Source organism: Pantoea stewartii subsp. stewartii, assembly GCF_008801695.1.
GTDB classification, from domain to species: domain Bacteria; phylum Pseudomonadota; class Gammaproteobacteria; order Enterobacterales; family Enterobacteriaceae; genus Pantoea; species Pantoea stewartii.
This window is the reverse complement of sequence record NZ_VZPF01000035.1, coordinates 21407-47724: the sequence shown is the minus strand read 5'-3', so window position 1 is coordinate 47724 and position 26318 is coordinate 21407. Positions and strand designations below refer to the sequence as shown.

General features: G+C 55.1%; 25 protein-coding genes, 2 pseudogenes and 1 other annotated feature. Of the genes and pseudogenes, 9 read left to right on the top strand and 18 right to left on the bottom strand.

The window, feature by feature from the left end; all coding sequences use genetic code 11:
• From F7Q90_RS12285 to hisL, 12 genes and pseudogenes are all read right to left on the bottom strand, one after another.
• Positions 1-174, bottom strand: a pseudogene (locus tag F7Q90_RS12285) (IS630 family transposase); the annotation flags it as partial.
• A gap of 481 nt (positions 175-655) precedes the next feature.
• Positions 656-1449, bottom strand: a pseudogene (locus F7Q90_RS12280) (ABC transporter substrate-binding protein).
• A gap of 67 nt (positions 1450-1516) precedes the next feature.
• On the bottom strand, positions 1517-1993 hold the full coding sequence (locus F7Q90_RS12275) for a YbaK/prolyl-tRNA synthetase associated domain-containing protein (protein ID WP_006119835.1): 477 nt from the start codon (positions 1991-1993) through the stop codon (positions 1517-1519).
• Positions 1994-2066: 73 nt separating this feature from the next.
• A complete protein-coding gene (gene hisIE, locus F7Q90_RS12270; protein ID WP_006119834.1) occupies positions 2067-2678 on the bottom strand; it encodes a bifunctional phosphoribosyl-AMP cyclohydrolase/phosphoribosyl-ATP diphosphatase HisIE in 612 nt (203 codons plus the stop codon).
• On the bottom strand, positions 2672-3448 hold the full coding sequence (gene hisF, locus F7Q90_RS12265) for an imidazole glycerol phosphate synthase subunit HisF (protein WP_006119833.1): 777 nt from the start codon (positions 3446-3448) through the stop codon (positions 2672-2674). The genes hisIE and hisF overlap by 7 nt, the downstream gene beginning before the upstream one ends.
• Entirely contained in the window at positions 3430-4167 is a 738-nt protein-coding gene (gene hisA / locus F7Q90_RS12260; RefSeq protein WP_006119832.1) for a 1-(5-phosphoribosyl)-5-[(5-phosphoribosylamino)methylideneamino]imidazole-4-carboxamide isomerase, read from the bottom strand. The genes hisF and hisA overlap by 19 nt, the downstream gene beginning before the upstream one ends.
• Complete coding sequence (gene hisH / locus F7Q90_RS12255; RefSeq protein WP_006119831.1) at positions 4167-4757, bottom strand: imidazole glycerol phosphate synthase subunit HisH; 591 nt, start codon at positions 4755-4757, stop codon at positions 4167-4169. Before hisH ends, hisA begins: the two co-directional genes overlap by 1 nt.
• Positions 4757-5824: a bifunctional histidinol-phosphatase/imidazoleglycerol-phosphate dehydratase HisB gene (hisB, locus tag F7Q90_RS12250; RefSeq protein WP_006119830.1), complete on the bottom strand. Its 1068-nt coding sequence runs from the start codon at positions 5822-5824 to the stop codon at positions 4757-4759. Before hisB ends, hisH begins: the two co-directional genes overlap by 1 nt.
• Before the next feature lie 2 nt (positions 5825-5826).
• Positions 5827-6897, bottom strand: coding sequence for a histidinol-phosphate transaminase (gene hisC / locus F7Q90_RS12245; RefSeq protein ID WP_006119829.1), 1071 nt, complete (start codon positions 6895-6897; stop codon positions 5827-5829).
• Positions 6894-8201 carry a histidinol dehydrogenase gene (gene hisD / locus F7Q90_RS12240; RefSeq protein ID WP_006119828.1) on the bottom strand — a complete coding sequence of 436 codons (1308 nt, stop codon included), beginning with the start codon at positions 8199-8201 and terminating at the stop codon, positions 6894-6896. The genes hisC and hisD overlap by 4 nt, the downstream gene beginning before the upstream one ends.
• 3 nt (positions 8202-8204) lie before the next feature.
• Entirely contained in the window at positions 8205-9104 is a 900-nt protein-coding gene (gene hisG, locus F7Q90_RS12235) for an ATP phosphoribosyltransferase (RefSeq protein ID WP_006119827.1), read from the bottom strand.
• Positions 9105-9155: 51 nt separating this feature from the next.
• Positions 9156-9276: a sequence feature (His leader region), on the bottom strand.
• Entirely contained in the window at positions 9252-9299 is a 48-nt protein-coding gene (gene hisL / locus F7Q90_RS12230) for a his operon leader peptide (protein ID WP_100396937.1), read from the bottom strand. It overlaps the preceding feature by 25 nt.
• A 178-nt stretch (positions 9300-9477) precedes the next feature.
• Between hisL and F7Q90_RS12225 the strand changes: the two genes are divergently transcribed.
• Entirely contained in the window at positions 9478-10305 is an 828-nt protein-coding gene (locus F7Q90_RS12225; RefSeq protein ID WP_006119826.1) for an SDR family oxidoreductase, read from the top strand.
• A 46-nt stretch (positions 10306-10351) separates the two neighbouring features.
• Here the strand turns inward: F7Q90_RS12225 and F7Q90_RS12220 are convergent, their stop codons facing one another.
• The 3 genes from F7Q90_RS12220 to puuD are packed head-to-tail and all read right to left on the bottom strand — an operon-like array spanning position 10352 to position 12972.
• The gene (locus F7Q90_RS12220) at positions 10352-11629 is read right to left on the bottom strand and encodes an NAD(P)/FAD-dependent oxidoreductase (protein ID WP_006119825.1); all 1278 of its coding nucleotides are present in this window, start codon (positions 11627-11629) and stop codon (positions 10352-10354) included.
• Between the two features lie 27 nt (positions 11630-11656).
• Positions 11657-12214, bottom strand: a complete 558-nt coding sequence (gene puuR, locus F7Q90_RS12215; RefSeq protein WP_006119824.1) for an HTH-type transcriptional regulator PuuR — start codon at positions 12212-12214, stop codon at positions 11657-11659.
• Positions 12211-12972, bottom strand: a complete 762-nt coding sequence (gene puuD, locus F7Q90_RS12210) for a gamma-glutamyl-gamma-aminobutyrate hydrolase (RefSeq protein ID WP_006119823.1) — start codon at positions 12970-12972, stop codon at positions 12211-12213. Before puuD ends, puuR begins: the two co-directional genes overlap by 4 nt.
• A gap of 213 nt (positions 12973-13185) precedes the next feature.
• Between puuD and F7Q90_RS12205 the strand changes: the two genes are divergently transcribed.
• The 3 genes from F7Q90_RS12205 to F7Q90_RS12200 all read left to right on the top strand — a co-directional run bounded on the left by F7Q90_RS12205 (position 13186) and on the right by F7Q90_RS12200 (position 16251).
• Entirely contained in the window at positions 13186-14532 is a 1347-nt protein-coding gene (locus F7Q90_RS12205) for a glutamine synthetase family protein (RefSeq protein WP_006119822.1), read from the top strand.
• A 224-nt stretch (positions 14533-14756) separates the two neighbouring features.
• Positions 14757-14921 (top strand): hypothetical protein, encoded by a 165-nt coding sequence (locus F7Q90_RS26680; protein WP_006119821.1) that lies wholly within the window; start codon positions 14757-14759, stop codon positions 14919-14921.
• Entirely contained in the window at positions 14911-16251 is a 1341-nt protein-coding gene (locus F7Q90_RS12200) for an APC family permease (RefSeq protein WP_006119820.1), read from the top strand. Before F7Q90_RS26680 ends, F7Q90_RS12200 begins: the two co-directional genes overlap by 11 nt.
• A gap of 59 nt (positions 16252-16310) precedes the next feature.
• Here F7Q90_RS12200 and ygbI read toward each other — a convergent pair whose 3' ends face one another.
• Positions 16311-17078, bottom strand: coding sequence for a DNA-binding transcriptional repressor YgbI (gene ygbI, locus F7Q90_RS12195; protein ID WP_006119819.1), 768 nt, complete (start codon positions 17076-17078; stop codon positions 16311-16313).
• A 264-nt stretch (positions 17079-17342) separates the two neighbouring features.
• On the opposite strand from ygbI, the gene ltnD reads away from it, so the two are divergent.
• From ltnD to F7Q90_RS12170, 5 genes are all read left to right on the top strand, one after another.
• Entirely contained in the window at positions 17343-18248 is a 906-nt protein-coding gene (ltnD, locus tag F7Q90_RS12190; protein ID WP_006119818.1) for an L-threonate dehydrogenase, read from the top strand.
• Positions 18248-19510, top strand: a complete 1263-nt coding sequence (gene otnK, locus F7Q90_RS12185) for a 3-oxo-tetronate kinase (RefSeq protein WP_006119817.1) — start codon at positions 18248-18250, stop codon at positions 19508-19510. Before ltnD ends, otnK begins: the two co-directional genes overlap by 1 nt.
• Positions 19503-20129, top strand: a complete 627-nt coding sequence (gene otnC, locus F7Q90_RS12180; protein WP_006119816.1) for a 3-oxo-tetronate 4-phosphate decarboxylase — start codon at positions 19503-19505, stop codon at positions 20127-20129. The genes otnK and otnC overlap by 8 nt, the downstream gene beginning before the upstream one ends.
• Positions 20129-20914, top strand: coding sequence for an HPr family phosphocarrier protein (locus F7Q90_RS12175; protein ID WP_006119815.1), 786 nt, complete (start codon positions 20129-20131; stop codon positions 20912-20914). The genes otnC and F7Q90_RS12175 overlap by 1 nt, the downstream gene beginning before the upstream one ends.
• A 128-nt stretch (positions 20915-21042) precedes the next feature.
• A complete protein-coding gene (locus tag F7Q90_RS12170) occupies positions 21043-22398 on the top strand; it encodes a GntP family transporter (RefSeq protein WP_006119814.1) in 1356 nt (451 codons plus the stop codon).
• Between the two features lie 45 nt (positions 22399-22443).
• On the opposite strand, the gene sbcB is transcribed toward F7Q90_RS12170, so the two are convergent.
• Both sbcB and F7Q90_RS27705 read right to left on the bottom strand, forming a co-directional pair.
• Positions 22444-23871, bottom strand: a complete 1428-nt coding sequence (gene sbcB, locus F7Q90_RS12165; RefSeq protein ID WP_006119813.1) for an exodeoxyribonuclease I — start codon at positions 23869-23871, stop codon at positions 22444-22446.
• A 1245-nt stretch (positions 23872-25116) separates the two neighbouring features.
• Complete coding sequence (locus F7Q90_RS27705) at positions 25117-25473, bottom strand: hypothetical protein (protein WP_335671937.1); 357 nt, start codon at positions 25471-25473, stop codon at positions 25117-25119.
• Positions 25474-26318: the final 845 nt, after the last annotated feature.

The following is a 26318-nucleotide window of genomic DNA, read 5'->3' as shown; positions in this document are numbered from 1 at the left end:
ACCAATCGATGAGCGGGCACAGCAGAGTGTTCTGGCAACATGACTGACGGTGTCACCACGATGCAGCATCAGCATGGCGGTGAGCCGCCGGGCGTGGTTTTTGTCCTTTGTTTTATGGATAGTTTTCTGCATCAGGCGTCGTTCGGTTCTGGGTATTGGTGCTATGATCGACATTGCTCAGTCCGGCTGGTGATTTGGGATATTCAGCGATTGATCAGATCGCATAAACCGGACTGAGTTCCCTCTAAGGGAACTACTATTCCGAGCAGTTATTTAGGGGTAAACTCGGCTTTATTGAATAATAGGTAATCATTCTGTTTTGTCTGCACTGTTTTGGTAGAAAACGCTGATGCCAGACAGAACACCGTCATACGCAAGCATGTAATGCATTGATTTTATGTTATCTGAAACAACCGTTTTCATAGTACCACAGCATAAAATCCATTTATTCAACAAAGCCGTTATTTAGTCATCGCCAAAATGAAAACTGATAATTTCACGCTGGGTGCCGAGAGAGGCGCTTAACAAAGGGTGATGTTGTTGGTACATACCGTGTTAATGTCCTTTTGTCGGTTCAGGGGCGGACAAATGCCGCCCATAAAATCATTGAGTATAGTCATGCAGGCGGAGGAGGGGGAAAAAGCCTGCCCTGACGTTACGGTTGAATGGAAATATCCGTGGCGAAATATTTCTTTTGCAGTTTGTCAAAGGTGCCATTTTTCTTAATGGCAGCGAAGGCATCATCCAGCGCAGTTTTCAGTTCGGTATCGCCTTTACACAGGCCAATCGCCGTGCCCGGCCCGATGATCGGGTCTTTCACAATCGGCCCGGCCAGTTCAAACGCGCTGCCCTGAGGTTGTTTGAGAAAACCGTTTGCCGCCTGAGCCGCATCGGTAAAGACCGCATCAAGGCGCCCGGCCACCAGATCACTTTCAACCTGCGCCTGATCGCCATAGGGCACGACCGTCACGCCAAAAGGTTGCCATTTTGCCCGGGCATAACGCTCCTGCACAGTGCCTTGTTCTACGCCTACGGTTTTGCCTTTCAGCGATTCCGGGGTGGGCAACAGGCCCGACCCCTTACGCGCGATAAGCTGGGTGTGCGTATCGTACAGCGGCACGGTAAAGTCGATTTGCTTCAGTCGCTCTTCGTGCCCATATCAGACAGAATGGCGTCGAATTTACGCGCTTTAAGCGCCGGAATCATCCCGTCGAACTGGCTCTCCACCCAGACACATTTGGCCTGCATCTGCGCGCACAGCGCGTTACCTAAATCGATATCAAAGCCGACCAGCTTCCCCTGCGGCGTTTTGGATTCAAAAGGGGGATAGGTGGGATCAACAGCGAAGCGAACCTGCTCAATTTTCGCCTGGGCGCCAAACGCGCAGCCAGCCAGGAGGGCCAGCGCTAACGCTTTGTGTAAACGGGTTTTCAGAGAAGTGATTGCCATCGTTTTCGGTCTTCTGTTGTCGTAATAGTGTATTACGCAGAGTACCTTTCACCCGGGATGATGGCAATTAGAGGATGATTTTCACAATGTTAGCCTGGCAAAGGCCACGGTAATCCTGGGTATTCAGTACGACAGACTGGTCGAGTACGCCGGCGTTAAAGGCAATCTCGTCATAGCGCTCAAACAGCAGCGGGTCGACCACCACAGTTAAATCAGGATGAAAGCTGAACGGGGGAATCGCACCAAATACGCAGCCGGTCAGCACATCGACCTCTGCGGGCGAGGCAAGGGATGCCCGGCGTCCGCCTACGGCTGAGGCGACTTTACTGAGATCGGCCTGCTGATCCGCAGGCAGTACCGCCAGAACATGTTGTTTGACGCCATTGCCTTTCACATGACACACCAGCGCCTTTGCGCCCTGTCCGACTGCCGTGCCGCGAATTTTGGCAACGGCTTCACATTTGCCGGTTGCCTCATGCTGCATCAGGCGGTAACGCGCGCGATGCTGGTCGAGCAGAGCAATGAGTTTTTCATGCGTAGTCACGGTAAAATCCTTACAGGTCAAACGGACGGGAAAGGCTGCTCAGCAAACCGTCGAGCAGCCGTAACGCAGTCTGTCACTTATGACGGGCGCGCAGGTTATTGATGATGGTGCTGAGATCCAGATCCTGATCCTGCAGCAGTACCAGCAGGTGATAGATCAGATCGGATGCTTCGTTCGTCAGTTCCTCACGATCGTTCACCGTGGCAGCCAGCGCGGTTTCCACGCCTTCTTCACCGACCTTCTGCGCAATACGTTTGGTGCCGCTGGCATAGAGTCTGGCGGTGTAAGAGCTTTCCGGGTCGGCCTGCTTACGGGACGCCAGCAGTTGTTCCAACTGATAGAGGAACGTCCAGTCAGGCGCAGCAGGGGAGAAGCAGCTGGAGGTGCCCAGATGGCAGGTGGGGCCAATCGGGTTGGCCAGCACCAGCAACGTGTCGTTGTCGCAGTCAGGTGTGATGCTCACGACCTGTAGAAAGTGTCCTGAGGTCTCGCCTTTGGTCCACAGACGGTTTTTGGTGCGTGAAAAGAACGTCACGTTGCCGTCCTGCAGCGTTTTTTCCAGCGCCGCCTGATTCATATAACCGTGCATCAGAACTTCACCAGAAACAGAGTGCTGGACGATGACCGGCATCATGCCTTGGGTTTTTTCCCAGTCTAACCGGGCCAGTTGTTGTTCAGTTAACACGCACGAATCTCCACACCGTTGTCGATCAGAAAGCGTTTCAGCTCGCCGATATTAATAATTTGTTTGTGAAAAACCGACGCCGCCAGCGCGCCATCGACATTGGCCTGCTCAAAGGCTTCAAGGAAGTGAGTCATGGTACCCGCACCGCCAGAGGCGATCAGCGGTACCTTGCAGACATCACGTACCTTCTTCAACTGCACCAGGTCATAACCGTTGCGCACGCCGTCCTGGTTCATCATGTTGAGGACAATCTCGCCTGCGCCCCGTTTCTGCACTTCCTGCACCCAGTCCAGCGTTTCCCACTGGGTCACGCGGGTGCGGGATTCGTCGCCGGTATACTGATTAACATGGTACTTCCCGCTGGCGTCATCAAACCAGGTATCAATACCGACCACGATGCACTGGACGCCAAAGCGGTCGGCCAGGCGGGTGATCAATGAAGGATCGGCCAGCGCAGGGGAGTTAATGGAAATTTTGTCCGCACCAAACTCCAGAATCCGCGCGGCATCTTCCGGGGTTTTGATGCCGCCTGCCACGCAGAACGGAATGTCGATGACTTCGGCAACGCGCGCAACCCAGCTTTTATCCACTACGCGGTCGTCCGATGAAGCGGTGATATCGTAAAACACCAGCTCGTCCGCACCTTCTTGCGCATAGCGCTGTGCCAGCGGCACGATGTCGCCAATAATTTCGTGGTTACGAAACTGAACGCCTTTTACCACCTGACCGTCACGCACATCGAGACAAGGAATTATCCGTTTTGCCAGCATGCTATGGCCTCCGAAACTGTAAATTTGCCTTCCAGTAGCGCACGTCCGACGATCACGCCCTGAACACCGCTGCCGCGAAGGGCGGCAACGTCACTGAGTTCACCAATACCGCCTGAGGACTGAAACGTAATCTGCGGAAAGCGTGCGGTCACTTCTTTATACAGATCCACGTTCGACCCGCTGAGCGTACCATCACGGGAAATGTCGGTGCACAGAACATGCTTCAGCCCGACGGGCTGGAACTGTTCAATGACCTCTTCGAGCGTAACGCCCGCAGCTTCCTGCCAGCCGCTAATCGCCACCTCTTTTCGGTTGGTCGCATCAATACGGACGTCCAGCGCCAGCACAATCGCGTCCGGGCCAAACTCGGTAAACCAGGCTTTCACTTCCTCGGGCTGTTTGACGGCGGTCGACCCTACCACCACACGGCTGGCACCCGCGTCCAGTAACGCTTTAACGTCTTCCCGACTGCGAATGCCGCCGCCAACCTGGACCACCGCATCCACGCCGTTAAGCAGGCTTTTCAGTAAGGTAATCTGGCGTTTCGCCGGATCTTTAGCACCGGTTAAATCCACAAGGTGCAGTACCGTTGCGCCCTGGCGGGCGTAATCCTGTAAGCGGGGTAACGGATCGCTGCCGTAATCGCGCTGACGGGTATAATCACCCTGATGCAGGCGCACAACATTGCCATCAATTAAATCTAATGCGGGGATAATCATTACATCTCCAGGAAGTTTTTCAGCAACTGCGCGCCGACTTTGCCAGAGCGTTCCGGGTGGAACTGCACGCCAAAGAAGTTATCTTTCTGTACCGCGGCCGTGAACGCCTGACCATAGTGACACTGCGCAATGGTGCTGGCATTTACGGGCATCGCAAAGCTGTGTACGAAGTAGAAGTAGCTGCCTTCATCAATGCCGCGGAACAGATGATTACCGGCCTGAGCGGTGATCTGGTTCCAGCCCATATGCGGTAACGGCAAACCCTGCGTATCCATCAGTGACACGGGCTGATCGATAATGCCCAGCGTGGGCACACCGCCATTCTCTTCGCTGTGGCTGCCCAGCAGCTGCATGCCCAGGCAAATACCCAGCACCGGCTGCGTACAGGCCTTGACCAGCTCAATCAGCTCACGCTCCTGCAGTTGGTTCATGGCCGCCTGCGCGGTGCCAACGCCGGGCAGAAACAGCTTATCGGCGCGCAGGACGACATCCGGATGGCGACTGACCTCTGGCGTATAGCCCAGACGTTCAACGGCCCACTTTACCGACGACAGGTTGGCACAGCCTGTATCCAGGATCACCACGTTCATTACAGCACTCCTTTAGAGCTCGGCAGGGTATTTCCCTCAACGCGAATCGCCTGACGTAAGGTCCGGCCAAAGGCTTTGAATAAACTTTCCACACGGTGATGATCGTTTTTCCCTTTGGTTTTCAGGTGCAGGGTGCTCATCATGGCGTAGGACAGGGAACGGAAGAAGTGCTCGACCATCTCGGTGCTCAGATCGCCAACGCGCTGATAGCTGAATTCCGCTTTAAATTCGATATGTGGACGACCAGAGATATCCAGTGCACAGCGCGCCAGGCACTCATCCATCGGCAGCACAAAGCCAAAACGGCCAATGCCGCGCTTATCGCCCAACGCTTTCAGCAGCGCTTCGCCTAATGCCAGACCGGTATCTTCTACCGTGTGGTGATCGTCAATATACAGGTCACCGTTGACGTCGATGTTCATGCGGAAGCCGCCGTGCACGGCAATCTGGTCCAGCATATGATCAAAGAAGCCGACGCCAGTGTTGATCTTACTGCCGCCTTCGCGGTCCAGCCACAGTTCCACGCGGACCTGGGTTTCTTTGGTGTTGCGTTTGACCAGCGCGTAGCGGTCGCGCTGCGTCAGCTGCTGCTGAATCGCTTTCCAGTCCTGACCTTCTGCGCCATAGCGAATGCCCTGAATCCCCATATTTTCCGCCAGCTGAATATCGGTCTGGCGATCGCCAATCACATAGCTGTTGGCCGTATCAAGGGCGCCTTCAGCCAGCCAGGCCTCAACCATCTGGGTTTTCGGCTTGCGGCACGCGCAGTGGTCTTCAGGCTTATGGGGACAAATCAGCACATCGCTAAAACGAATGCCCTGCGATGATAAAATCTGCATCATCAGCGTGTGTGGGCCATCGAAGTCCGCCTGTGGAAAACTGTCCGTGCCCAGACCGTCCTGATTGGTAATCATCACCAGCTGATAGCCTGCGTCCTGCAGCGCCAGCAGTGCAGGCACGACGTCCGGCTCAAACGCCAGCTTATCCATCCGATCCACCTGAAAGTCCTGCGGCGGTTCCGAGATAATCGTGCCATCGCGGTCAATAAAAAGGGTCTTCTGACTCATGCTTACTCCAGAGATAAGGCTTGCAGCGCGGCGATCAGGCGTTCGCACTCGGTGCGGGTTCCCACCGAGATGCGCAGACAACCAGCGAGGCTGGGGTTCTTGTTTTGGTCACGCAAAATAATGCCCTGATCCCACAAGGTTTTAAACACCTTTGGTGAATCGGTAAAGCGCACCAAAATATAGTTGGTTTCGCTGGGGAAGACCTGCTCCACGACGCGAATTTGCGGCAACTGTTCAAACAACCAGCTACGGTTGGCATTCAGCTCATCGACGTGCTGGCGCATTAAGGCAATCCCTTCGTCGCTCAGTGCCTGGCCCGCCACGTCGGCCACCGGCGTCGCCAGCGGATAGGGCGCAATCACCTTCATCAGCAGGTCGATAACCGGCTTATTCGCCAGCGTAAATCCGCAGCGCAGACCGGCCAGCGCGAAGGCTTTCGACAGGGTGCGCAGGATGACCAGGTGCGGATATTCGCGCAACCAGCCCGCCAGCGTCGCCTGTGGACAAAATTCAATATAGGCTTCATCCGCGACGACCAGCGCTTTGCCGGCGGTCATCGCCAGTAGCTGACGGATAGCGTCCTGATCAATCAGGTTGCCCGTGGGGTTGTTCGGACTGCACATATAAACGACTTTCACACCGGCGAGCTGTTCGGCAATCGCGGGCAGGTTCAACTGCCAGCCTTCACGTGCCGGCACGGTGCGGTACTCAATGCCGATGGTTTCCGCGCTGACGCTGTACATACCGTACGTCGGTGGGCAGAACAGAATCGCGTCTTTGCCGGGCTCACAGAACGCCCGCATCAACAGCTCAATGCCTTCATCTGCGCCGCGGCTGACCAGCACCTGCTCAGGAGACAGGCCCGCGTAAGCCGCATAGCGGGTGATTACCTGCTTCGGCTGGCACTCCGGGTAGCGGTTCAGGGTTTGCTGCGACAGCTCAAAGGGCACCGGCAGCGGAAACTCGTTAGCATTCAGCCAGACATCACCGTTGCCGCCCAGACGGCGCGCCGACTGATAAGGCGTCAGCGCACGCACATTGGCGCGGGCCAGTTGTTCAATATCCTGACTCATGCTTGCTCCTTGAGCGCGGTGACGCGCAACGTGACGGCATTTTTGTGGGCATCCAGCTGCTCCGCGGCAGCCAGGGTTTCAATGGTGGCGGCGAGATCCATAAAGCCCTGCGGCGTCAGTTCCTGTACCGTCATACGTTTCTGGAAGTCGGCCAGCCCCAGGCTGGAGCAGGTCGCGGTATAACCATAGGTAGGTAGCACATGGTTCGTGCCGGAGGCATAATCGCCTGCGGACTCGGGCGACCAGTCGCCCAGGAACACGGAGCCTGCGCTGGTGATTTGCTCAACCAGGTCGCGCGGCGTGCGGGTTTGCAGAATCAGATGCTCCGGACCATAGCGGTTGGAAATCGCCACACACTGTTGCAAATCGCGGGCCACGATCAGGCGGCTGCTTTCCAGCGCCTTACGGGCCGTGGCGGCACGCGGCAGCTGCGCCAGCTGTTGTTCGACAGCGTCAGCCACGCGCTCAGCCAGTCCCTGTGAAGGCGTCAGCAGAATCACCTGCGAATCCGGCCCGTGTTCCGCCTGAGACAACAGGTCGGACGCCACGAACGCGGGCGTGGCACCGTCGTCGGCGATCACCAGCACTTCTGACGGGCCCGCGGGCATATCGATAGCCGCGCCATCGAGGCTCTGGCTGACCTGACGTTTGGCTTCGGTGACCCAGGCGTTGCCCGGTCCGAAAATTTTAGCCACTTTCGGCACGGTCTCGGTGCCGAAGGCCAGGGCGGCAATGGCCTGCGCACCGCCCACCTGAAATACTTCTTCTACGCCACACAGCTGGGCCGCATAGAGAATCTCGTCGGCAATCGGCGGCGGTGAGCACAGCACCACGCGGCCGCATCCGGCAATACGTGCCGGTGTCGCCAGCATCAATACGGTGGAAAACAGCGGGGCGGACCCCCCGGGAATATAGAGGCCGACCGATTGCATCGGGCGCGTCACCTGCTGGCAACGCACGCCCGGCTGGGTTTCGATATCCACGGCTGGCAGAATCTGCGCACGGTGGAAAGTCTCGATATTGGCGACCGCCACCGCCATCGCCTGTTTGAGTTCATCACTGAGACGATCGCTGGCAGCCTGCATCTGCTCAGCGGTCACGCGAAAATCCGTCAGCTCAACCTTGTCAAAGCGTGCGCTAAAATCGCGCAGAGCTGCGTCGCCTTCGCTTTTCACGCGCGCCAGAACGTCACGCACAATCTGACTGATGCTGTCAGAGGCAGACAGCGCCGGGCGTGCCAGCAGCGCCTGTTGCGCCTCCGCGCTGCACGCCTGCCAGTTCACGGGTGTCATGATTTTGCTCATCGTTTACTCCAGCATTTTTTCGATTGGCAGCACCAGAATCGAACTGGCACCCAGCGCTTTGAGTTTTTCCATGGTTTCCCAGAACAGCGTTTCGCTACTCACCATGTGCATTGCCACACGGCTCACATCGCCCGCCAGCGGTAACACGGTTGGACGCTCGGCGCCCGGCAGCAGGCTAATGACTTCTTCCAGACGCTCGCTCGGTGCATGCAACATGATGTATTTGGATTCACGTGCTTTAATCACGCCCTGAATACGGGTCATCATTTTATCGATCAGCTCCTGCTTGGCCGCGGGCATGTCGCCGTCGCGCTGAATCAGCACGGCTTTAGAACGATAGATGACTTCCACTTCACGCAGACCGTTCGCTTCCAGCGTGGCACCGGTGGAGACCAGATCGCAGATCGCATCAGCCAGGCCGGCACGCGGCGCCACTTCGACCGAGCCGTTCAGCAGACAGGATTTAAAGGCGATACCTTGCTTGTCGAGATACTGTTTTAACAGGTGAGGATAGGAGGTGGCGATGCGGGCATTGTTCAGGCACTGCGGGCCGGTGTAAGCGTCATCGACCGGCATGGCCAGTGACAGACGACAGCCGCCAAAGTCGAGGCGACGCAGCGTGAAGTAGCGAGGATCTTCCCCCTGTGCGCGGCGCGTCAGTAACTCTTCTTCCAGCACGTTTTCGCCGATAATGCCCAGGTCGACCACGCCGTCCATCACCAGGCCCGGAATATCGTCATCGCGCACGCGCAGAATATCGATAGGCATATTTTCAGCGAAGGCGATCAGACGCTGTTGCTGAAGATTGATTTTGATCCCGCAGCGCGCCAGCAGCTCGCGTGAATCATCGCTTAACCGACCTGATTTCTGCATAGCTATGCGTAAACGGCTATTGTCTAACATTGTTCCTGTCCCCTTAATTAACCTGTCCTGAATGCGTATTTTGCGTCAGCCCATAAAAAAACCCCGGAAGACGATCTTCCGGGGGTTCTCTTGCGTTCGCACCACTGGAAGATCCTAGACGTCTTCCAGCACACATCGCCTGAAAGACTAGTCAGGGTGATGGTGGTGATGATGGTTGAACTGAACGCGTGTCATAAAATTCTCGATAATGAAAATTTATTCATTTGTGTGGAATTAACCTAACGAAGATAGTTGAAATTGGCAACTCTTTTTTAATGTTGTTCTTCGCAAAGCACAGAAACACTTTGCACTGGTTTGCAACTCAGGGGCAGCTTAAGATGGCTGAATCTTGACGTTCGCAGCAGGAGACAATATGAAAAAGGTCGCAATTGTAGGACTCGGCTGGCTGGGCATGCCGCTTGCGATGGCGCTGACCGCGCGAGGCTGGCAGGTGACCGGCAGTAAAACCACGCCGGATGGCGTAGAGGCGGCCCGTCGCTGTGGCATCGATGCGTTTCAACTTGAACTGACGCCCGAACTGGTCTGTGAGGCCGAGGACCTGGAGGCGCTGTTTGACGTGAATGCGCTGGTTGTCACCCTGCCCGCCAGCCGCACGGCAGAGGGCGGCGACGCCTATGTGCAGGCAGTACAAAACGTAGTGGATACCGCGCTGGCGCGCAATGTCCCACGGATCATCTTTACCAGTTCCACCTCCGTCTATGGCGGCAGCGCCGGTATCAAAACGGAGAAAAGCCCGCTTCAACCAGAAACCACGGCAGGCAAAACGCTGGTGGACCTGGAAAACTGGCTGCACGACTTACCCGGCACCAGCGTCGATGTATTGCGTCTGGCCGGGCTGGTGGGCCCGAAACGGCATCCCGGTCGCTTCCTGGCCGGCAAACAGGATTTACCCAATGGATCGCACGGGGTGAATCTGGTGCATCTGGATGATGTGGTGGAGGCGATTATGCTGCTGCTGCAAACGCCAAAAGGCGGCAGGACGTTTAACCTGTGTGCGTTGAAACATCCGTCCCGCGCCCATTTCTATCCCTGTGTGTCGCGCCAGCTGGGCATGACGCCGCCCACCTTTGAACCGCAGACGCACGACGACAGCGGTAAGTTGATTGACGGCGCGCGTATCTGTCACGAGCTGGGCTTTGAATACCGCTATGACGATCCGCAGAAAATGCCGCTGGAATGAGTGTGGCTTTCCCCTTAGCGGGGAAAGCGTCGTATTCTGTTCCTGATCACACGCCGAGTCGGTCGCGTAAGGCATACCAGGCGGCACCCATGGCCGTCAGCGGCACTTTAAATCGCCGTCCGCCAGGGAAGGGCAGATGCGGAAGCTTCGCGAAGGCATCAAAGCGCTCAGCATCCCCACGTAACACTTCGCTTATCAGCTTGCCGGAAAGGTGCGTGCAGGTCACGCCGTGGCCGCTGTCGCCCTGCATAAAGTAGACGTTGTTTTCCAGCCGACCAAACTGTGGCATGCGCGACAGCGTCAGCAGAAAATTTCCGCTCCAGGCGAAATCAATCTTCACGTCCTGCAACTGCGGAAAGGTGCGTAGCATTTTAGGCCGGATCATCGTGATCACATCGCCAGGCTCGCGCGCCCCATAAACCACACCGCCACCATAGAGCAGCCGGTTGTCGGCGGTCAGGCGGAAATAGTCCAGCAGATAATTGGAATCTTCTACCGAATAGTTGTTGGGTAACAGCGCTAATGCCCGGTCACGGGACAGCGGTTCGGTGGCAATGATTTGCGAGCCGCACGGCATGCTTTTGCGACTCAGGCGCGGTTCGAGTTCGGAAGGCAGATAGGCATTGCCGGCAAAAATCAGAAACGTGGCGCTGACTTCTCCCTGTGCCGTTTTTACCCGATTAGGTGAATCGTAGCTGACGCTTAACGCGGCGGACTGTTCATAGATACGACCGCCGTGGCGACGAATGGCTTCGGCTTCTCCCAGCGCCAGATTCAGCGGATGCAGATGTGCGCCGCGTTTGTCGAGCAGCCCACCTACATAGCGCTCTGAGCCGATCTCGCGACGAATGCCGCGTTCATCTAACAGTTCAAGCTGGTCGTTACCGTAACGCTGCCAGGCGGCTTTTTGACTGGCCAGGTGCGCCATCTGACGGCGGTTAAACGCGGCGAAGATACCGCCCGGGCGGTAATCGCAGGCGATCGCGTAACGGTCGATACGATCACGAATAATATCACCGCCTTCAAACATCATACTGCCCAGCATTTTCGCGCTGTCTTTGCCGTAGCGTTGTTCAATCACATCCACGTCGCGGCTGTAGGAGTTCACGGCCTGGCCGCCATTGCGGCCGCTGGCACCATAACCAACACGAGCCGCTTCAAGCAGCACCACATCGTAACCCGCTTCGGTTAAAAACAGGCCGTCCGATAAGCCCGTAAAACCGGCACCAATAATGCAAACGTCACACTGGATGCTTTCCTGCAGCACCGGCCAGGGCGCATGGGGGTTCCGTGTGGAGGTGTAGTAGTTTTCTACGTAATTCATATCAAGCTCCTTGGCGAACGTCCCTGATTAAGAATTGGCGGGCGTATGGGCGCTGACGATGCGACAGGGCACATCGGCCTGGTTGGTAAAACTGTGCGGCAAACCCGTATCGATCACGTAACTTTCGCCGGCCGTCAGATGAAATTGCTGACCGTTAACTTCCAGTAGGATGCGCCCTTCCAGCAGGGTGCCGGTCTCTTCGCCCGCATGGCGTAATTTTTCGCCGGTACTGGCACCTGGCTGGTAAGTTTCCAGTAACATGCCTAACGCCCTGGTTTTCGTGCCGTTATCAACCAGTTTAAGCGAAACGCCCTGACTGCCGATTTCCAGCAGATCTTCAGGCCGGACCACCACTTTGGGCGCGTCCTCAGCATGCGGCTCCGAAAAAAACGCAGACAAAGACAGGCCATAAACCTTCAGTAACTTTTGCAGCGTGCTGACCGCCGGGCTGACCTTGTCCTGTTCGATAGTACTGATGGCGCTGTGGGTCAGTCCGGCCAGTTCCGCGACGCGCCGTTGTGACAGTCCCATGGACTGACGGATCTGCGCCAGGCGGCGTCCCGGAGCCTGAGCCGCATCATTCATACCTTTTTCCTCTGGTGATAGTGCAGGGCGGCCTGAATAAAGTCGTCAAACAGCGCAAAGGACGGCGTGGCGGGTTTCAGCTGCCATTCAGGATGCCACTGTACGGCAAGGGCGAAAGGGTGCGCTGGCAGGCTGACCGCCTCAATCAGACCATCGGGCGCACGGGCCTCAACGTGCACCTGCGATCCCGCTTCACGAATGCCCTGGTGATGAACGGAGTTGACGGTGATCGACGCACGCCCCAGCAGCCTGTCCAGCAATCCTCCCGGTGCAATCTGGATGGCATGAGCGGGTGCGTAAGTTTGTTCAGGTGAGGCATCCTCGTCTGCATGGTGGCGCTGAAACTGCGGATGGTGGTCAAGGTGACGATACAGGGCACCGCCGTTGGCCACGACCAGCTCCTGCATGCCCCGACATATGCCCAGCAGCGGCACTTGTTTACCGACAGCATGCGTAATAAGGTTAAACGCCAGGCGATCGCGGCCGGCATCTGCCTCCGGCTCTTCGCCTTCTTCGCCATACAGCCAGGGCTCCAGATGGCTGGGGCTCCCGGTCAGCAGAATGCCATCCAGCAGAGCCATAGCGTTTTCTGATAGATGTGGGGCAGCCATAAGGTGATGGGGCAGGGCAAGCGGCACGCCGCCCGCCAGGACGATGGCATCAAGATATTTGTTGTGGACAGACTGAACCGGGTGGCCCTGATTGTGCGTCTGGCACATCACTACGCCAATCAAAGGCTTGTCAAAAATAATGCCCATCTTTCCCCCTTAACTGCTGTTCGAAATATTTGACGAAAAGGGCATGTCTGATGGTTAAGTGTGCAATATTTTGTCAATCTAGCAATCCATTGGTCGATCTTCAAACAGATTTGTTACATTTGCACACTTTTTACGTTAGAGCTATGTTAGATGAGTGGCGGTTTTTTTGAGCATTACGCACTCCCATTTTTGTGGTCAAAGGCGGATGAAATCATGACTAACCTGGTAGAAGTAGAAGACTTCACGCTTCACAATGAAGAGAGACGAACCAGCGCGTTCCAGCAAGAAGTGAAAAACTGGCTGGAGCGCCATCCTGAAACGCAGTATGTCGATATCTTGCTCAACGATTTAAATGGTGTTTTTCGCGGTAAGCGCATCCCGGTTTCGGCCTTAGCCAGGCTGGAAAAAGGCTGCTACTTTCCCGCCTCGGTTTTTGCCATGGATATTCTCGGCAATACCGTCGAAGAGGCCGGTCTGGGCCAGTCGCTTGGTGAACCCGATAACCTCTGCCTTCCCGTCCATGGCACGCTCGTCCCCTCCGCCGCCGATCCGCAACACATTGCACAACTGCTGTTAACCATGTGCAACCAAGATGGCACTCCCTTTGACGTTGAACCCCGAAATGTTCTGAACCGGCTGTTGCAACAGCTGCGTAATCGTGGACTGTTTCCGGTGGTAGCGGTAGAGCTGGAGTTCTATCTGGTCGATAAAAAGCGCGATGCAGAAGGCTATATTCAACCGCCCTGTGCGCCAGGCAGTGACGATCGCAACAGACAAAGCCAGGTTTACTCGCTGGATAATCTCGATCACTTCGCCGATGTCCTGCGTGATATTGATGCGCTGGCCCGTCTGCAGGGCATTCCTGCGGATGGCGCGCTGGCGGAAGCCTCGCCGGGGCAATTCGAAATCAATCTCCATCATACCCGTGATGTGCTGAGCGCCTGCGACCATGCTATCCAGCTCAAGCGCCTTATCCGCCAGGTGGCAGAGAACCACGGCATGACGGCAACGTTTATGGCAAAACCCTATGAGGACTATGACGGAAGCGATTCCCCGCTGCTGAAACGCACGCTGGCGGGCATGATTGACCTTATGCCTGCCTCCATGGCGCTGCTGGCCCCCAACGTCAATGCCTTCCGTCGTTTTGTGCCCGATGCCTACGTTCCTTTGCAGGCGTCGTGGGGCCACAATAACCGTACGGTAGCGTTGCGTATTCCCTGTGGCGATCTGGAAAGTCGCCGCATCGAGTACCGGGTAGCCGGGGCGGATGCGAATCCTTATCTCGTCATGGCTACCATTCTGGCCGGCATGTTGCACGGCCTCGATACGCAGCTGCCGCTGCCACAGCCGGTTAAAGGAAACGGCCATGAAGCGGAAGGGCTGGCGCTGCCGATTCGGCAGAGCGATGCACTCTATGCCTTCGAAAGCAGCTATCCTTTACAAAAATTACTGGGTGAGAAATTTGCCAAAGTGTGGTTTAGCTGCAAAAATTATGAGCTTATGCAGTTCGAAAGATTAATCACTGCCACCGAAATCGACTGGATGCTGAAAAACGCCTGATTAGAATTTTGCATTCTATGCGACAACGTCTTGAAATAATGCGTTGGGTTAGGGCAAAATACGCCCCCTGCAAATTCAGAACATAACCGACGCTCACCGCGCCGGTTATTTTTTTGCATATTGTTTTTAACGCGTAGCATTTAGCTGACACCAACGAGGCCGGGCACGCACCCGGATAGATAAACACTGAAAACACGCAGCCGCGTGAGATTGAGGATGTAAAGATGGGGATGTTTAACACTCTGCCAGCCCAGGCTGGTACACGTTTCCGTGATGACTACGGCGCCGCGCTGGCCGCCAGCCTTACTCCCTGTCGCTTAATGCGCAGTTTCCTTGTGAATCAACCCAGCCAGGTTGCTGCGCAAGGAGGACTGAAGCATGTCGCTTAATACCTCTGCCGCACTACAACGTGCCCAACTGAAAAAAACGCTGACGTTACTTCCTGTTGTCATGATGGGCTTAGCCTACATGCAGCCGATGACCCTGTTTGATACCTTTGGTATCGTATCGGGCCTGACGGACGGTCACGTTGCCACCGCTTATGCTTTCGCCCTGATTGCGATTCTGTTTACCGCCGTGAGTTACGGTAAGCTGGTACGCCGCTTCCCATCTGCGGGCTCCGCTTATACCTATGCTCAGAAGGCCATCAGTCCGCACGTCGGCTTTATGGTGGGCTGGTCATCGCTGCTGGACTATCTGTTCATGCCGATGATCAACATTCTGTTGGCTAAAAACTATTTTGAAACCCTGGTGCCAGGGATCCCGTCGTGGATTTTCGTGGTGCTGCTGGTGGGCTTTATGACGCTCTCCAACCTTAAGGGCATCAAAACGGTCGCTAACTTCAACAGCGTGATTGTCATCCTTCAGGTGGTGGTCATGGTCGGTATCACCGCGATGGTGATTTACGGCGTGGCGCACGGCGAAGGTGCGGGAACAGTGGTAAGCAGTAAACCGTTCTGGTCTGAAAACGCCCATGTGGTGCCGATGATCACCGGTGCGACGATTCTGTGTTTCTCATTCCTCGGTTTTGACGGCATCAGTTCGCTGTCAGAAGAAACGAAAGATGCAGAACGTACCATTCCGCGTGCGATTTTCCTGACCGCGCTGATTGGTGGCCTGATGTTTATTGTCGCGTCGTACTTCCTGCAACTGTATTTCCCGGACATCTCGCGCTTTAAAGAGCCGGATTCGTCGCAACCTGAAATCATGCTGTATGTGGCCGGTAAAGCGTTGCAGATCGGTATCCTGATCTTCTCTGTGGTCACGGTACTGGCGTCCGGTATGGCAGCGCACGCAGGCGTTTCACGTCTGATGTACGTGATGGGCCGTGATGGTGTGTTCCCGGAGCGTTTCTTCGGCTATATCCATCCAAAATGGCGCACGCCGTCCCTGAACGTGATTCTGGTGGGTGCCGTGGCGTTGATGGCGATCAACTTCGATTTGGTCACCGCGACTGCGCTGATTAACTTTGGTGCGCTGGTTGCGTTTACCTTCGTTAACCTGTCAGTGATTGCGCAGTACTGGGTACGTGAAAAACGGAATAAAACCCTGAAAGATCACGTCCAGTATCTGGTTCTGCCGATGATGGGTGCCCTGACCGTGGGTGCACTGTGGGTTAACCTGGAGCAAAGTTCTATGGTGCTGGGACTGATCTGGGCCGCGATTGGTATTGTTTACCTGGCCTTTGTGACGCGCAGCTTCCGCAATCCCGTTCCATAGTTTAGCGAAGAAGTGTAATCCCCTGGCCCTGCTCATTCACAGAGCAGGGCCGTTTTCTGTCAGCTTTTACTTGCCAGCATCAGTTCCCAGCTTCCTGCCTGTAACGCGTTCCGCCCTGCGGCATTTAACTGATCATCTGTCACAATCACATCAAACTTTTCCAGCGGTAAGGCCAGCCACGTCGCGATTTTATCGTATTTCGAGCTGTCGCTGAGCAGCACGCGTTTGCTGCTGACGTCACACACGGCCTGTTTAACCGCTACCTTGTCTTCATCCGGCGTAAACAAACCGCGCAATCCCCAACTGGAAGTGGAGACAAAGGCAATGTCAATTGCCAGTTGCCGCAGGTGGCGTGCGGCTGCATCGCCAATGCAGGAACGGTTATCCCGACATACGGTGCCACCGGTATGAATCACCCGGCAGCGGCTCGCCTCCATCAGCAAATTGGTCACCATAAAATCATTGGTGACCACTAACAGGTCCTCCCTGTCGGCAATTTCCCGCGCCAGCGCCAGTGTGGTCGTACCGGCATCCAGATAAATACAGCTGTCAGGCGGAATCAGCTGAGCGGCCAATTTGCCGATAGCGTTTTTTTCTTCATTACACAGCGCGGTCTTGGTCAGGTGCGAGGGTTCGCTCGCCAGGCGGTTAGCGGAGCGCACGCCACCGGAAACCGACAGCACCGCGCCCTGTTCCTCCAGCTTCTGCACGTCCCGACGAATCGTCATGTGTGACACGCCAAAACGCTCGGTCAGTTCGGCGATGCTCATTACGCCGCGCTCGGCCACTAGTGCCAGAATCTGTTGATGACGCTCAACGGGGATCATATACACCTCGGTTTATCATTTTTTCACATTGTAGGGGATGCCTTCACAAAGACGCACGGAAATTTTGCACCAGATCCCCTTTGCTGGTGGCGATTTGACCGCGATACCTGGTAATAACAGTTACGTGGCTGATGTGAATAAATGTTCAACTGCGGCCTTATGAAGTTAATTTATGTGAAATACGGCACGTTTTTACCTGCACTTTCCTGCCACTATTACCAGCAGAGACCAAAAATTCACTTAATTTAACAAGGGAGGCCACCGATGCCCGCTTCAAACATCTGTGTCATAGGTTTAGGCTCAATGGGAATGGGCGCGGCGCAGTCCTGCATCCGGGCTGGGCTGGCGACATGGGGCGTTGATCTGAATCCGCAGGCCTGCGAAACGCTGCGCCAGGCAGGCGCGCGTGACGCGCAGTCGTCGGCTCATGCCTTTGCCGAACACCTGGATGCTGTCCTGTTGCTGGTCGTGAATGCCCGGCAGGTTAATGCGATTCTGTTTGGCGAGCAGGGGCTGGCGGCCAGGCTGAAGCCGGGCACGGCGGTGATGGTATCCTCCACCTTGTCCGCGCAGGATGCGCAGCAGATCGCCGCCAGACTGGCGGACTGTCAGTTGCTGATGCTGGATGCGCCAGTGTCCGGCGGGGCCGCCAAAGCCGCCAGTGGCGAGATGACCGTGATGGCATCCGGGAGCGATGCGGCCTTTGCGGCTTTGCAACCGGTACTGGATGCGGTCGCCGCAAAGGTTTACCGCGTCGGCACGGAAATCGGTCAGGGATCGACAGTCAAAATCATTCATCAGCTGCTGGCGGGCGTGCACATTGCCGCCGGGGCCGAAGCCATGGCGCTGGCCGCCCGCGCCGGGATTCCGCTCGATACGATGTATGAGGTGGTCACTAACGCAGCGGGCAACTCATGGATGTTTGAAAACCGTATGCGCCATGTCGTCGACGGCGACTATCGACCGAAATCCGCAATGGACATCTTTGTCAAAGACCTGAATCTGGTCGCCGATACGGCGAAAGCCCTGCATTTCCCGCTACCGTTGGCCTTTACCGCGCTGAATATGTTCACTGAGGCCAGCAATGCCGGTTTTGGCCGCGAGGATGACAGTGCGGTGATTAAAATCTTCAGCGGCATTACGCTGCCCCAGCGCGAGGAGGCGATGTGATGCGCTTAGGGGTGATTGCCGACGATTTTACCGGCGCAACCGACATTGCCAGCTTTCTGGTGCAGAACGGGCTTTCTACCATTCAGTTTAACGGCATCCCAGAACAGACAACGGTCCCGGATGCCCAGGCCATTGTGGTCAGCCTGAAATCGCGATCCTGTGCGCCTGCGCTGGCCGTCAGTCAGTCGCTTGCGGCGCTGCGCTGGCTGCAGGCGCGAGGCTGTGAACGCTTTTATTTCAAGTACTGTTCCACGTTCGACAGCACCGCTGCGGGTAACATCGGTCCGGTGACGGATGCGCTCATGGCCGCGCTGAATGAGACGCTGACGGTGATCTGCCCGGCATTGCCGGTCAACGGACGTACCGTTTATCAGGGCTACCTGTTTGTGGGGGAACACCTGCTGTCGGAGTCCGGCATGCGCCATCATCCTGTCACGCCGATGACCGACAGTAACCTGCTAAGGCTGATGGCGTGTCAGAGCACGGGAAAAGCCGGGCTTATTCCGTTAGCCACGGTCGACCAGGGCGCAGGCGCGATAACAGAGCAACTTGAACATCTGCGTGCTCAGGGCGTGAACTATGCCGTAATCGACACGCTTACTGAGCAGCATCTGCTGAATCAGGGTGAAGCGCTGACGTCGATGCGGCTGGTCACGGGGGGCTCCGGGCTGGCAATTGGCCTGGCGCGCCAGTGGTCAACATCTGGCTGCGACGATGGGCAGGCGCAGCGCGCGGGCTACCCGCAGGGGCAGCGGGCCGTGGTGCTTTCGGGTTCCTGTTCACCAATGACCAACCGCCAGGTCAACGCGTATCGCCAGCAGGCTCCCGCCCGGGAAATTCACGTTGAGCGCTGCCTCAACGATGAACAGTACGCCGGGGCGCTGTGCGACTGGGTCGTTGAGCATGCCGACGGGCCGCTGGCCCCGATGCTCTTTGCCACTGCGGATGCGCAACAGCTGCAGTCGATCCAGCGGCATTTCGGTGCACAGCGCAGCAGTGAGGCGGTAGAGCAACTGTTTGCTCAGGTGGCGAGAGATCTGCAATCCCGCGGCTGGCAGCGTTTTATCGTGGCGGGCGGCGAAACTTCGGGCGTGGTCGCCCAAAGCCTGGGCGTGACCGCCTTCCATATTGGTCCGGTGATTTCGCCCGGTGTGCCCTGGGTCAGAGATATCCAGCAGCCGCTGTCACTGGCGCTGAAGTCTGGCAATTTTGGCGATGAGCAGTTCTTCCGCCGCGCACAAACGGAGTTTTCACATGACTGAACAACAGGCCCGCGAAGAGATGGTCAGACTGGGTGCCTCGTTCTTCCAGCGTGGTTACGCCACCGGCTCGGCCGGTAATCTGTCGCTGCTGCTGGACGACGGCACCTTACTGGCAACGCCCACGGGGTCCTGCCTGGGCGAACTGGATGCGGAGCGTCTGTCTAACGTGACGTTACAGGGGGAGTGGATAGCCGGGGATAAACCGTCGAAAGAGATCGCCTTTCACCGGGCGCTCTACCTGAATAATCCGGACTGTCGGGCGGTGGTTCACCTGCACAGTCACTACCTGACCGCGCTTTCCTGCCTGCAACATCTGGACAGCCAGAACTGCATCCGCCCGTTCACGCCCTATGTGGTGATGCGGGTAGGCGATGTACCGGTGGTGCCTTATTATAAACCGGGTGATGCGCGGCTGGCGGAGGATCTGGCGCTGCTTGCCCCGCGTTACCGCGCCTTCCTGCTGGCAAACCATGGTCCGGTGGTGGTCGGCAAAACCTTGCGCGAAGCGGCGGATAATACCGAGGAGCTGGAAGAAACGGCGCGTCTGATGTTTACCCTGGGCGATCGCGCCATTCGTTATTTAACCGCCGACGACGTCGCTGAACTCAGGAGCCGGTAATGCCAAAGTTTGCAGCTAACTTATCTACCCAGTTCAACGAAATGCCTTTTCTGCAACGCTTTGCCGCGGCGGCACAGGCGGGCTTCAGCGCGGTCGAGTTTCTGTTTCCCTACGAATATCCGGCTGAGCAACTGAAAGCGCTGCTGGCGGATAACGGGCTTAAACTGGTGCTGTTTAACACCGCACCGGGCAACGTTGACGCGGGGGAATGGGGCGTTTCGGCTATTCCCGGACGGGAAGCCGACGCGCGCGCAGATATAGACCGGGCGCTGGCATATGCACGGGCGCTGGATTGCCCACAGGTGCATATCATGGCCGCAACGGTGCCGCCGGGTGCCGATCGCCAGCGCTATGTCGAGACATTCATCCGCAACATGCGCTACGCGGCAGAACGATTTGCCCCGTATAACATCCGCTTGTTGATCGAAGCCCTTAATCCCACGACCAAACCGCACTATCTCTATGCCAGCCAGTATCAGACGCTGGAGATGACCGACCTTATCGACCGGCCCAACGTATTCACCCAACTGGATCTGTTTCATGCCCAGATTGTGGACGGCAATCTCAGCCACCTGATTCGCCATTACGCCGGACGTTATCGCCATGTGCAAATCGCCGCCGCGCCCAGTCGGCATGAACCTGACGAGGGCGAGATCAACTACCCCTGGCTGTTCAGCCTGTTAGATGAGGTGGGCTACGACGGTTGGGTCGGCTGCGAATATTTCCCGCGCGGCGACACCGTAGAGGGGCTGAGCTGGCTGGCGCCCTGGATGAAAAACCGCTGAGTTAACGTGAAAAAATCACACCGGTGCTGCGGTACCGGTGCCATTCTGCTCGTCTCTGAAACGGAGCGGCACCAGGTTGAGCTTTAACGAAAAAACGCGAAAAAAGATAACTATTCCAGAGGTTTACTATGACGACTGCGTTGCTGTTAGCCATTGCGACCGCCAGCATTGTGATATTGCTGTTGCTGGTCATTAAAGCCAAAGTCCATCCCTTTGTTGCCCTGTTAATTGTCAGTCTGCTGGTGGCCATCGCGACCGGTATTCCGGCTGAAAAAATCATGGAAACCATTATCAGCGGGATGGGCGGACTGCTGGGGCATATCACTATCATTATCGTGCTGGGGGCGATGCTGGGGGCCATTATCGAAGCCTCTGGCGGCGCAGAGTCGCTGGCCCAGCGTTTCAGCAAAACGCTGGGTCTGAAACGTACCGTTGCCGCCCTGACGATGGCTGCCTTTATTTTAGGCATCCCGGTATTTTTTGAAGTGGGCTTTATCATTGTCATTCCGCTGATCTACGGCTTTACCAAAGTGGCGCGGGTGTCCCCGCTGAAGTTTGGCTTACCGATGGCGGGCGTCATGCTGACTGTGCATGTGGCGCTGCCGACGCACCCTGGCGCCGCCGCCGCCGCGGCCATTTTGCATACTGATATGGGCTGGCTGATGATGCTGGGAATTCTGGTCTCGGTGCCGGTCGGTATCCTCGGCTATTACGTGGCAAAGGCAATGAACCGTCGGCAGTACCACCTGTCGGTTGAGGTACTGGAACAGTTGCAGATGGCGAAGCCGGAAGGGGTACAGAAGAAAAATGAACCCGCACCGCCGGGCGCGCTGACCATCAGCGGTTTGATCGTCGTCCCGATTGTGCTGATCGTGGCAGGCACGCTGTCGCACTCGCTGCTGACGGAAGACAGCCTGCTGCGCAAGGTGATGACGGTTATTGGCACCCCGCCGATTGCGCTGCTGATCGCCCTAGGACTGGCCGCCTGGCTACTGGGCCTGCGTCGTGGCTGGAGCAAGGACAAGCTTGAGGACCTGACCGGTCGCGCCATTCCGGGATCGGCCAACGTGATTCTGGTGGCGGGCGCGGGCGGGGCGTTTGGTAAGGTACTGGTGGAGTCCGGTGTCGGCAACGCGCTGGCGCGGGCGCTGGAAACGCTGCATTTGCCCCTGATTCCTGCCGCGTTTATTCTGTCACTGGCGCTACGCGCCTCTCAGGGCTCGGCAACCGTGGCGATCCTCACGACCAGCGGATTACTGACCCAGGCCGTGACTGGCATAGATGATATGCACCGTGTACTGGTCACACTGGCGGCGTGCTTCGGCGGTCTGGGTCTGTCGCACGTGAATGATGCAGGTTTCTGGGTGGTAACGCGCTATCTGGGCCTGTCGGTGGCGGACGGTTTAAAAACCTGGACGGTACTGACGACCCTGATGGGGCTGAGCGGCTTTGCCCTGACCTGGGCGCTGTGGTGGGTAATCTGATATACAAACCGGGAGGGCGACAGGCCTTCCCGGTCTGCCGGGACGTCAGGACACCAGTTCCTGCGCGTACCGGTACAACGCTTTAAGCTGAGACAGTTTTTCCGCGTCCCCTTCGTGCAGGCTGGCCAGCGATTCCAGCTCCATCAGAAAAGCCTGCACTTTTTCTGGATTCAGAACCTCACGGCGATGCTGAAGCCAGCGCTGCTGTTCGGCATCATCCAGCGTACCGGGGAAATTACGGGCGCGATAACGAAACAGCAGTTTTTCCACCCGCGGGCTGTCAAATGTCAGATTGAGCGCAGGCAGATTGGCAGGCGCGGTCTGGCGGATGATGTTCATTCCGGCGCGGTCGGCATCGCTAAAGAAACCGTCATAGAGCTGCGTGTCGACATCCTCTGACGGCGCAAAAGGTTCCGCCTCAGCAAAAATAGCCACCAGTTTTTCACGTACGTCAGGATGCTGACGCAGCGTGGCCAGATTATCCAGGCAGAACTGACGATCAATACCCAGCCGCCCGGCATCTTCCGGACGCAAGGTATTAGCGGGTGCCAGCACCGGACACTTATTGATGTGCACCAGTTTCACCGGCACAGCAGGCTGATCGCCCAGCTCGCTTTTAGGTGTGTACAGGCGCTCGCGCAAACTGTCCGCATCCAGCGTCAGCAGGGGCGCAATATCCCCGGCCAAATCCACCACGATCAACGCATTGCGGTTGTCCGGATGCCAGGCAAGCGGCACCACCCAGCTGGTATTGCCGCGCGCCGCGCCAAACATGCCAGAAACATGGACCAGCGGCTTCATCTGCGGGATGTCGATCAGGGTCATCAGTTTGTTTTTGTTGCGATGCGTAAACAAAAACTCAAACAGTTTTGGCTGTTTTTCTTTCACCAGTCTCGCCATTGCCAGCGTGACATAGACATCCGACATCGCATCATGGGCGTTTTCGTGCGCCACGCCGTTGGCTTTGGTCAGATGCTCCAGCCGGAAGCTGGGAAAGCCGTCATCATTCTCTGGCCAGTTAATACCTTCCGGGCGCAGCGCATAACAGGCGCGCATCACGTCCAGCAAATCCCAGCGGGAATTACCGTTTTGCCAGCTCCAGCCGTACGGATCGTAGAAGTTGCGGTAAAAGATATTGCGCGTCACTTCATCGTCAAAGCGCACGTTGTTATAACCCACGACGCAGGTTTGTTCGGTGGTAAACAGCGCATGAATACGGGCAGCAAACTCGGCCTCGTTCACGCCCCGGGAGGCGGCTAATTGCGGCGTAATACCGGTGATCATGACCGCTTCAGGCTGGGGCAGGTAATCATCCGGTGGGCGGCAGTAGAATACCTCTGGCTCGCCAATCGGATTGAACTCGCTGTCGGTGCGCAAACCGGCAAACTGTGCCGGACGATCCCGTTGCGGGCTGGTGCCGAAGGTTTCGTAATCGTGAAAGAGGAACGTGAGTTGTGCGCGATCGTTTTTCAATGTTCATTACCATTCATGTATGTTCATTAATTATATGAAATAAAAAGATAATTATCGATTTTTTTCCTTTGCTTGTTCACTTTGGCCACCACCGGTTCGCCGTCGTTTAAATTTTTCATATCCTGTGTTGTACCGAGCCGATTTTTCTGTGTACCAAACATATTTTGATTTAAGTGACATAAGACTGTGTTCCATACAGGGTAAAGCATATTCCGGCCCATCTAAAGTTGCAGATACCGGCGGCCAGGGTACACGCATTTCATTAAAACCGTGATTCGTTTTCGGTATGGTTTCAGAATTGCCAATGGTAAGGGAAAGGACATCATGCAGGGAGGCGGTCTCATACCAGGACGTGCCGCTTATGGAAAGCAACGTGCCGTATTTATTGCCTTGTGATGACAGTTAAACGCTGGACGCCGCGTTTGTGTGCAATTATTCTGGCGGCCGGTTGGGGTCATAGCCGAATGCCTTGTCTCGTCCGTTGGTATGCTCATACGCTGATAAGATTAATCAACTGGCGCAGAAGAGACGCGAACGCGTGCCCGCGTCGTTACAGGCTTACGACAACAATGCTTCTGGCTCCATCGCAGACCAGCAGGTCGTTTAAGCCGTCGCGCGATCGTTCCATGCGTCGCGGAAGATAATATTTCCCTGGCTTTGTTGAATAATAGGTAATCATTCTGTTTTGTCTGCACTGTTTTGGTAGAAAACGCTGATGCCAGACAGAACACCGTCATACGCAAGCATGTAATGCATTGATTTTATGTTATCTGAAACAACCGTTTTCATAGTACCACAGCATAAAATCCATTTATTCAACAAAGCCATAACTGGCTGCAACATGAACATTCACAGCCATAAGGGATGTTTTTATGTATTGCAATTGACTGTTTATTTTGTTTTTAAATGAGAAACTTTTGTTCATATTAACGTATGGTTGTTGGGTTGCCGAGTAACCCGTTGAATTATTGATGCCAGGCATTTACGCTAAAACTTTCATCTTCAAGACACAAGTGCATGTGAACAGATGTCTCACTTCCTTGTCATGAAAAAATTACCATTTAAAATACTTCATAAAGATAAAAATGATGAATATAGCGAAAATACCCACAGGCCATAGAGGTCCATCAGGAAATATCTGGAAGAAAACAACTGCAAATATTAGAACGCAAGCGGGTGGTGCATGAAGCGAAAACAGCTGTTGAAACAGCCACAGAAAAGTTTTCTTAATAAATGACATCATGGCTACCTAATCATCCTTTCAATGATATTAGCAATATCTGCCTCTGATGCCCGTTGAGCCTGGAACGCGTCGGCACGGATAAATAAGGGCTCAACCAGAAAGTAGAGCATCTCAAGCTCATTAGCATATAGCGTCGAAAAGAATGCTGGATAGCTCATTCGAAGACGGTCAGCACTCTCTGCGGCCTTCTGCATAATGCCATACATTCCCGCATATGCTACTACTACACTCGCTGTACGACCAGCAATAGCGCCCATGTTAAGACTCAGATTCAAGCCGATTGAAACACATGTTGCCACTGCAAAAGCAAATCCAGATTTAGTTAAAGAGTTTGCTGCGATATAAATATTAACAGTCATTAGAATTTCTCTAATACATTCTATTTGATCGGGTGTTTTTTGCTTGAGTATCTCCTCAAAATAAAAATAAAATATCTTATGAATAACCTCTTCATGCTGTAAAAAAATGATAGAGACCTTTAGTAAATCTTACATCTTCATTCCGCTATTTTTTACACACATCCTGGTATTGCTGAGTAAAGCACGATGTGTAATAAATTGCCCTTTTGGCACCTGCGCCAATCGTATTAATCTGCTTTGAAACAGAATCCATCACACCTGTTAACGCACGATCTAATTTAGAGGCTAATATGTTATTAGCTTGCAAATAATTTATTATCTCATCCCTGTAATACATTTCCTTGTCCTTTTCGATGTCCATTGATGTTCGTATTAACCGCTCGCCTTAATGATCTGCTGCGAGGTTAATGAAAACTTCATATTGGTGTGTAATTATTAGTCTGTTAAGTAAGCGGATGGATTTTTAAAGCAAAAGGGCTTTGTTGAATAAATGGATTTTATGCTGTGGTACTATGAAAACGGTTGTTTCAGATAACATAAAATCAATGCATTACATGCTTGCGTATGACGGTGTTCTGTCTGGCATCAGCGTTTTCTACCAAAACAGTGCAGACAAAACAGAATGATTACCTATTATTCAACAAAGCCAAGCAAAAGTACTCACGCGAAAATGATTAAATTTCACTGACTCTACAAATCTCTCCACCATAGCGGCTTGATCTAAATCATGTGTTGGCTTTTGCCAGAGTCGGTTCATTGTCTTTAAAGGTTATTTCATTCAATATTTATTACTGAAGCGATTTTTCTGTGTAACAAAATCAGGATGATGTTGAGTGGCACAAAAC

What these genes read in the sequence shown, in the direction of transcription:
- F7Q90_RS12220 (WP_006119825.1), bottom strand. Translation starts at nt 11,629, where the DNA reads ATGAATTACGTAGAAAACTACTACACCTCCACACGGAACCCCCATGCG.
- hisD (WP_006119828.1), bottom strand. Translation starts at nt 8,201, where the DNA reads ATGAGCAAAATCATGACACCCGTGAACTGGCAGGCGTGCAGCGCGGAG.
- hisC (WP_006119829.1), bottom strand. Translation starts at nt 6,897, where the DNA reads ATGAGTCAGGATATTGAACAACTGGCCCGCGCCAATGTGCGTGCGCTG.
- F7Q90_RS12200 (WP_006119820.1), top strand. Translation starts at nt 14,911, where the DNA reads ATGTCGCTTAATACCTCTGCCGCACTACAACGTGCCCAACTGAAAAAA.
- hisA (WP_006119832.1), bottom strand. Translation starts at nt 4,167, where the DNA reads ATGATTATCCCCGCATTAGATTTAATTGATGGCAATGTTGTGCGCCTG.
- otnC (WP_006119816.1), top strand. Translation starts at nt 19,503, where the DNA reads ATGACTGAACAACAGGCCCGCGAAGAGATGGTCAGACTGGGTGCCTCG.
- F7Q90_RS12205 (WP_006119822.1), top strand. Translation starts at nt 13,186, where the DNA reads ATGACTAACCTGGTAGAAGTAGAAGACTTCACGCTTCACAATGAAGAG.
- ltnD (WP_006119818.1), top strand. Translation starts at nt 17,343, where the DNA reads ATGCCCGCTTCAAACATCTGTGTCATAGGTTTAGGCTCAATGGGAATG.
- F7Q90_RS26680 (WP_006119821.1), top strand. Translation starts at nt 14,757, where the DNA reads ATGGGGATGTTTAACACTCTGCCAGCCCAGGCTGGTACACGTTTCCGT.
- F7Q90_RS27705 (WP_335671937.1), bottom strand. Translation starts at nt 25,473, where the DNA reads ATGACTGTTAATATTTATATCGCAGCAAACTCTTTAACTAAATCTGGA.
- F7Q90_RS12225 (WP_006119826.1), top strand. Translation starts at nt 9,478, where the DNA reads ATGAAAAAGGTCGCAATTGTAGGACTCGGCTGGCTGGGCATGCCGCTT.
- puuR (WP_006119824.1), bottom strand. Translation starts at nt 12,214, where the DNA reads ATGAATGATGCGGCTCAGGCTCCGGGACGCCGCCTGGCGCAGATCCGT.
- ygbI (WP_006119819.1), bottom strand. Translation starts at nt 17,078, where the DNA reads ATGATCCCCGTTGAGCGTCATCAACAGATTCTGGCACTAGTGGCCGAG.
- puuD (WP_006119823.1), bottom strand. Translation starts at nt 12,972, where the DNA reads ATGGGCATTATTTTTGACAAGCCTTTGATTGGCGTAGTGATGTGCCAG.
- otnK (WP_006119817.1), top strand. Translation starts at nt 18,248, where the DNA reads ATGCGCTTAGGGGTGATTGCCGACGATTTTACCGGCGCAACCGACATT.
- F7Q90_RS12175 (WP_006119815.1), top strand. Translation starts at nt 20,129, where the DNA reads ATGCCAAAGTTTGCAGCTAACTTATCTACCCAGTTCAACGAAATGCCT.
- F7Q90_RS12170 (WP_006119814.1), top strand. Translation starts at nt 21,043, where the DNA reads ATGACGACTGCGTTGCTGTTAGCCATTGCGACCGCCAGCATTGTGATA.
- hisB (WP_006119830.1), bottom strand. Translation starts at nt 5,824, where the DNA reads ATGAGTCAGAAGACCCTTTTTATTGACCGCGATGGCACGATTATCTCG.
- hisH (WP_006119831.1), bottom strand. Translation starts at nt 4,757, where the DNA reads ATGAACGTGGTGATCCTGGATACAGGCTGTGCCAACCTGTCGTCGGTA.
- hisF (WP_006119833.1), bottom strand. Translation starts at nt 3,448, where the DNA reads ATGCTGGCAAAACGGATAATTCCTTGTCTCGATGTGCGTGACGGTCAG.
- hisG (WP_006119827.1), bottom strand. Translation starts at nt 9,104, where the DNA reads ATGTTAGACAATAGCCGTTTACGCATAGCTATGCAGAAATCAGGTCGG.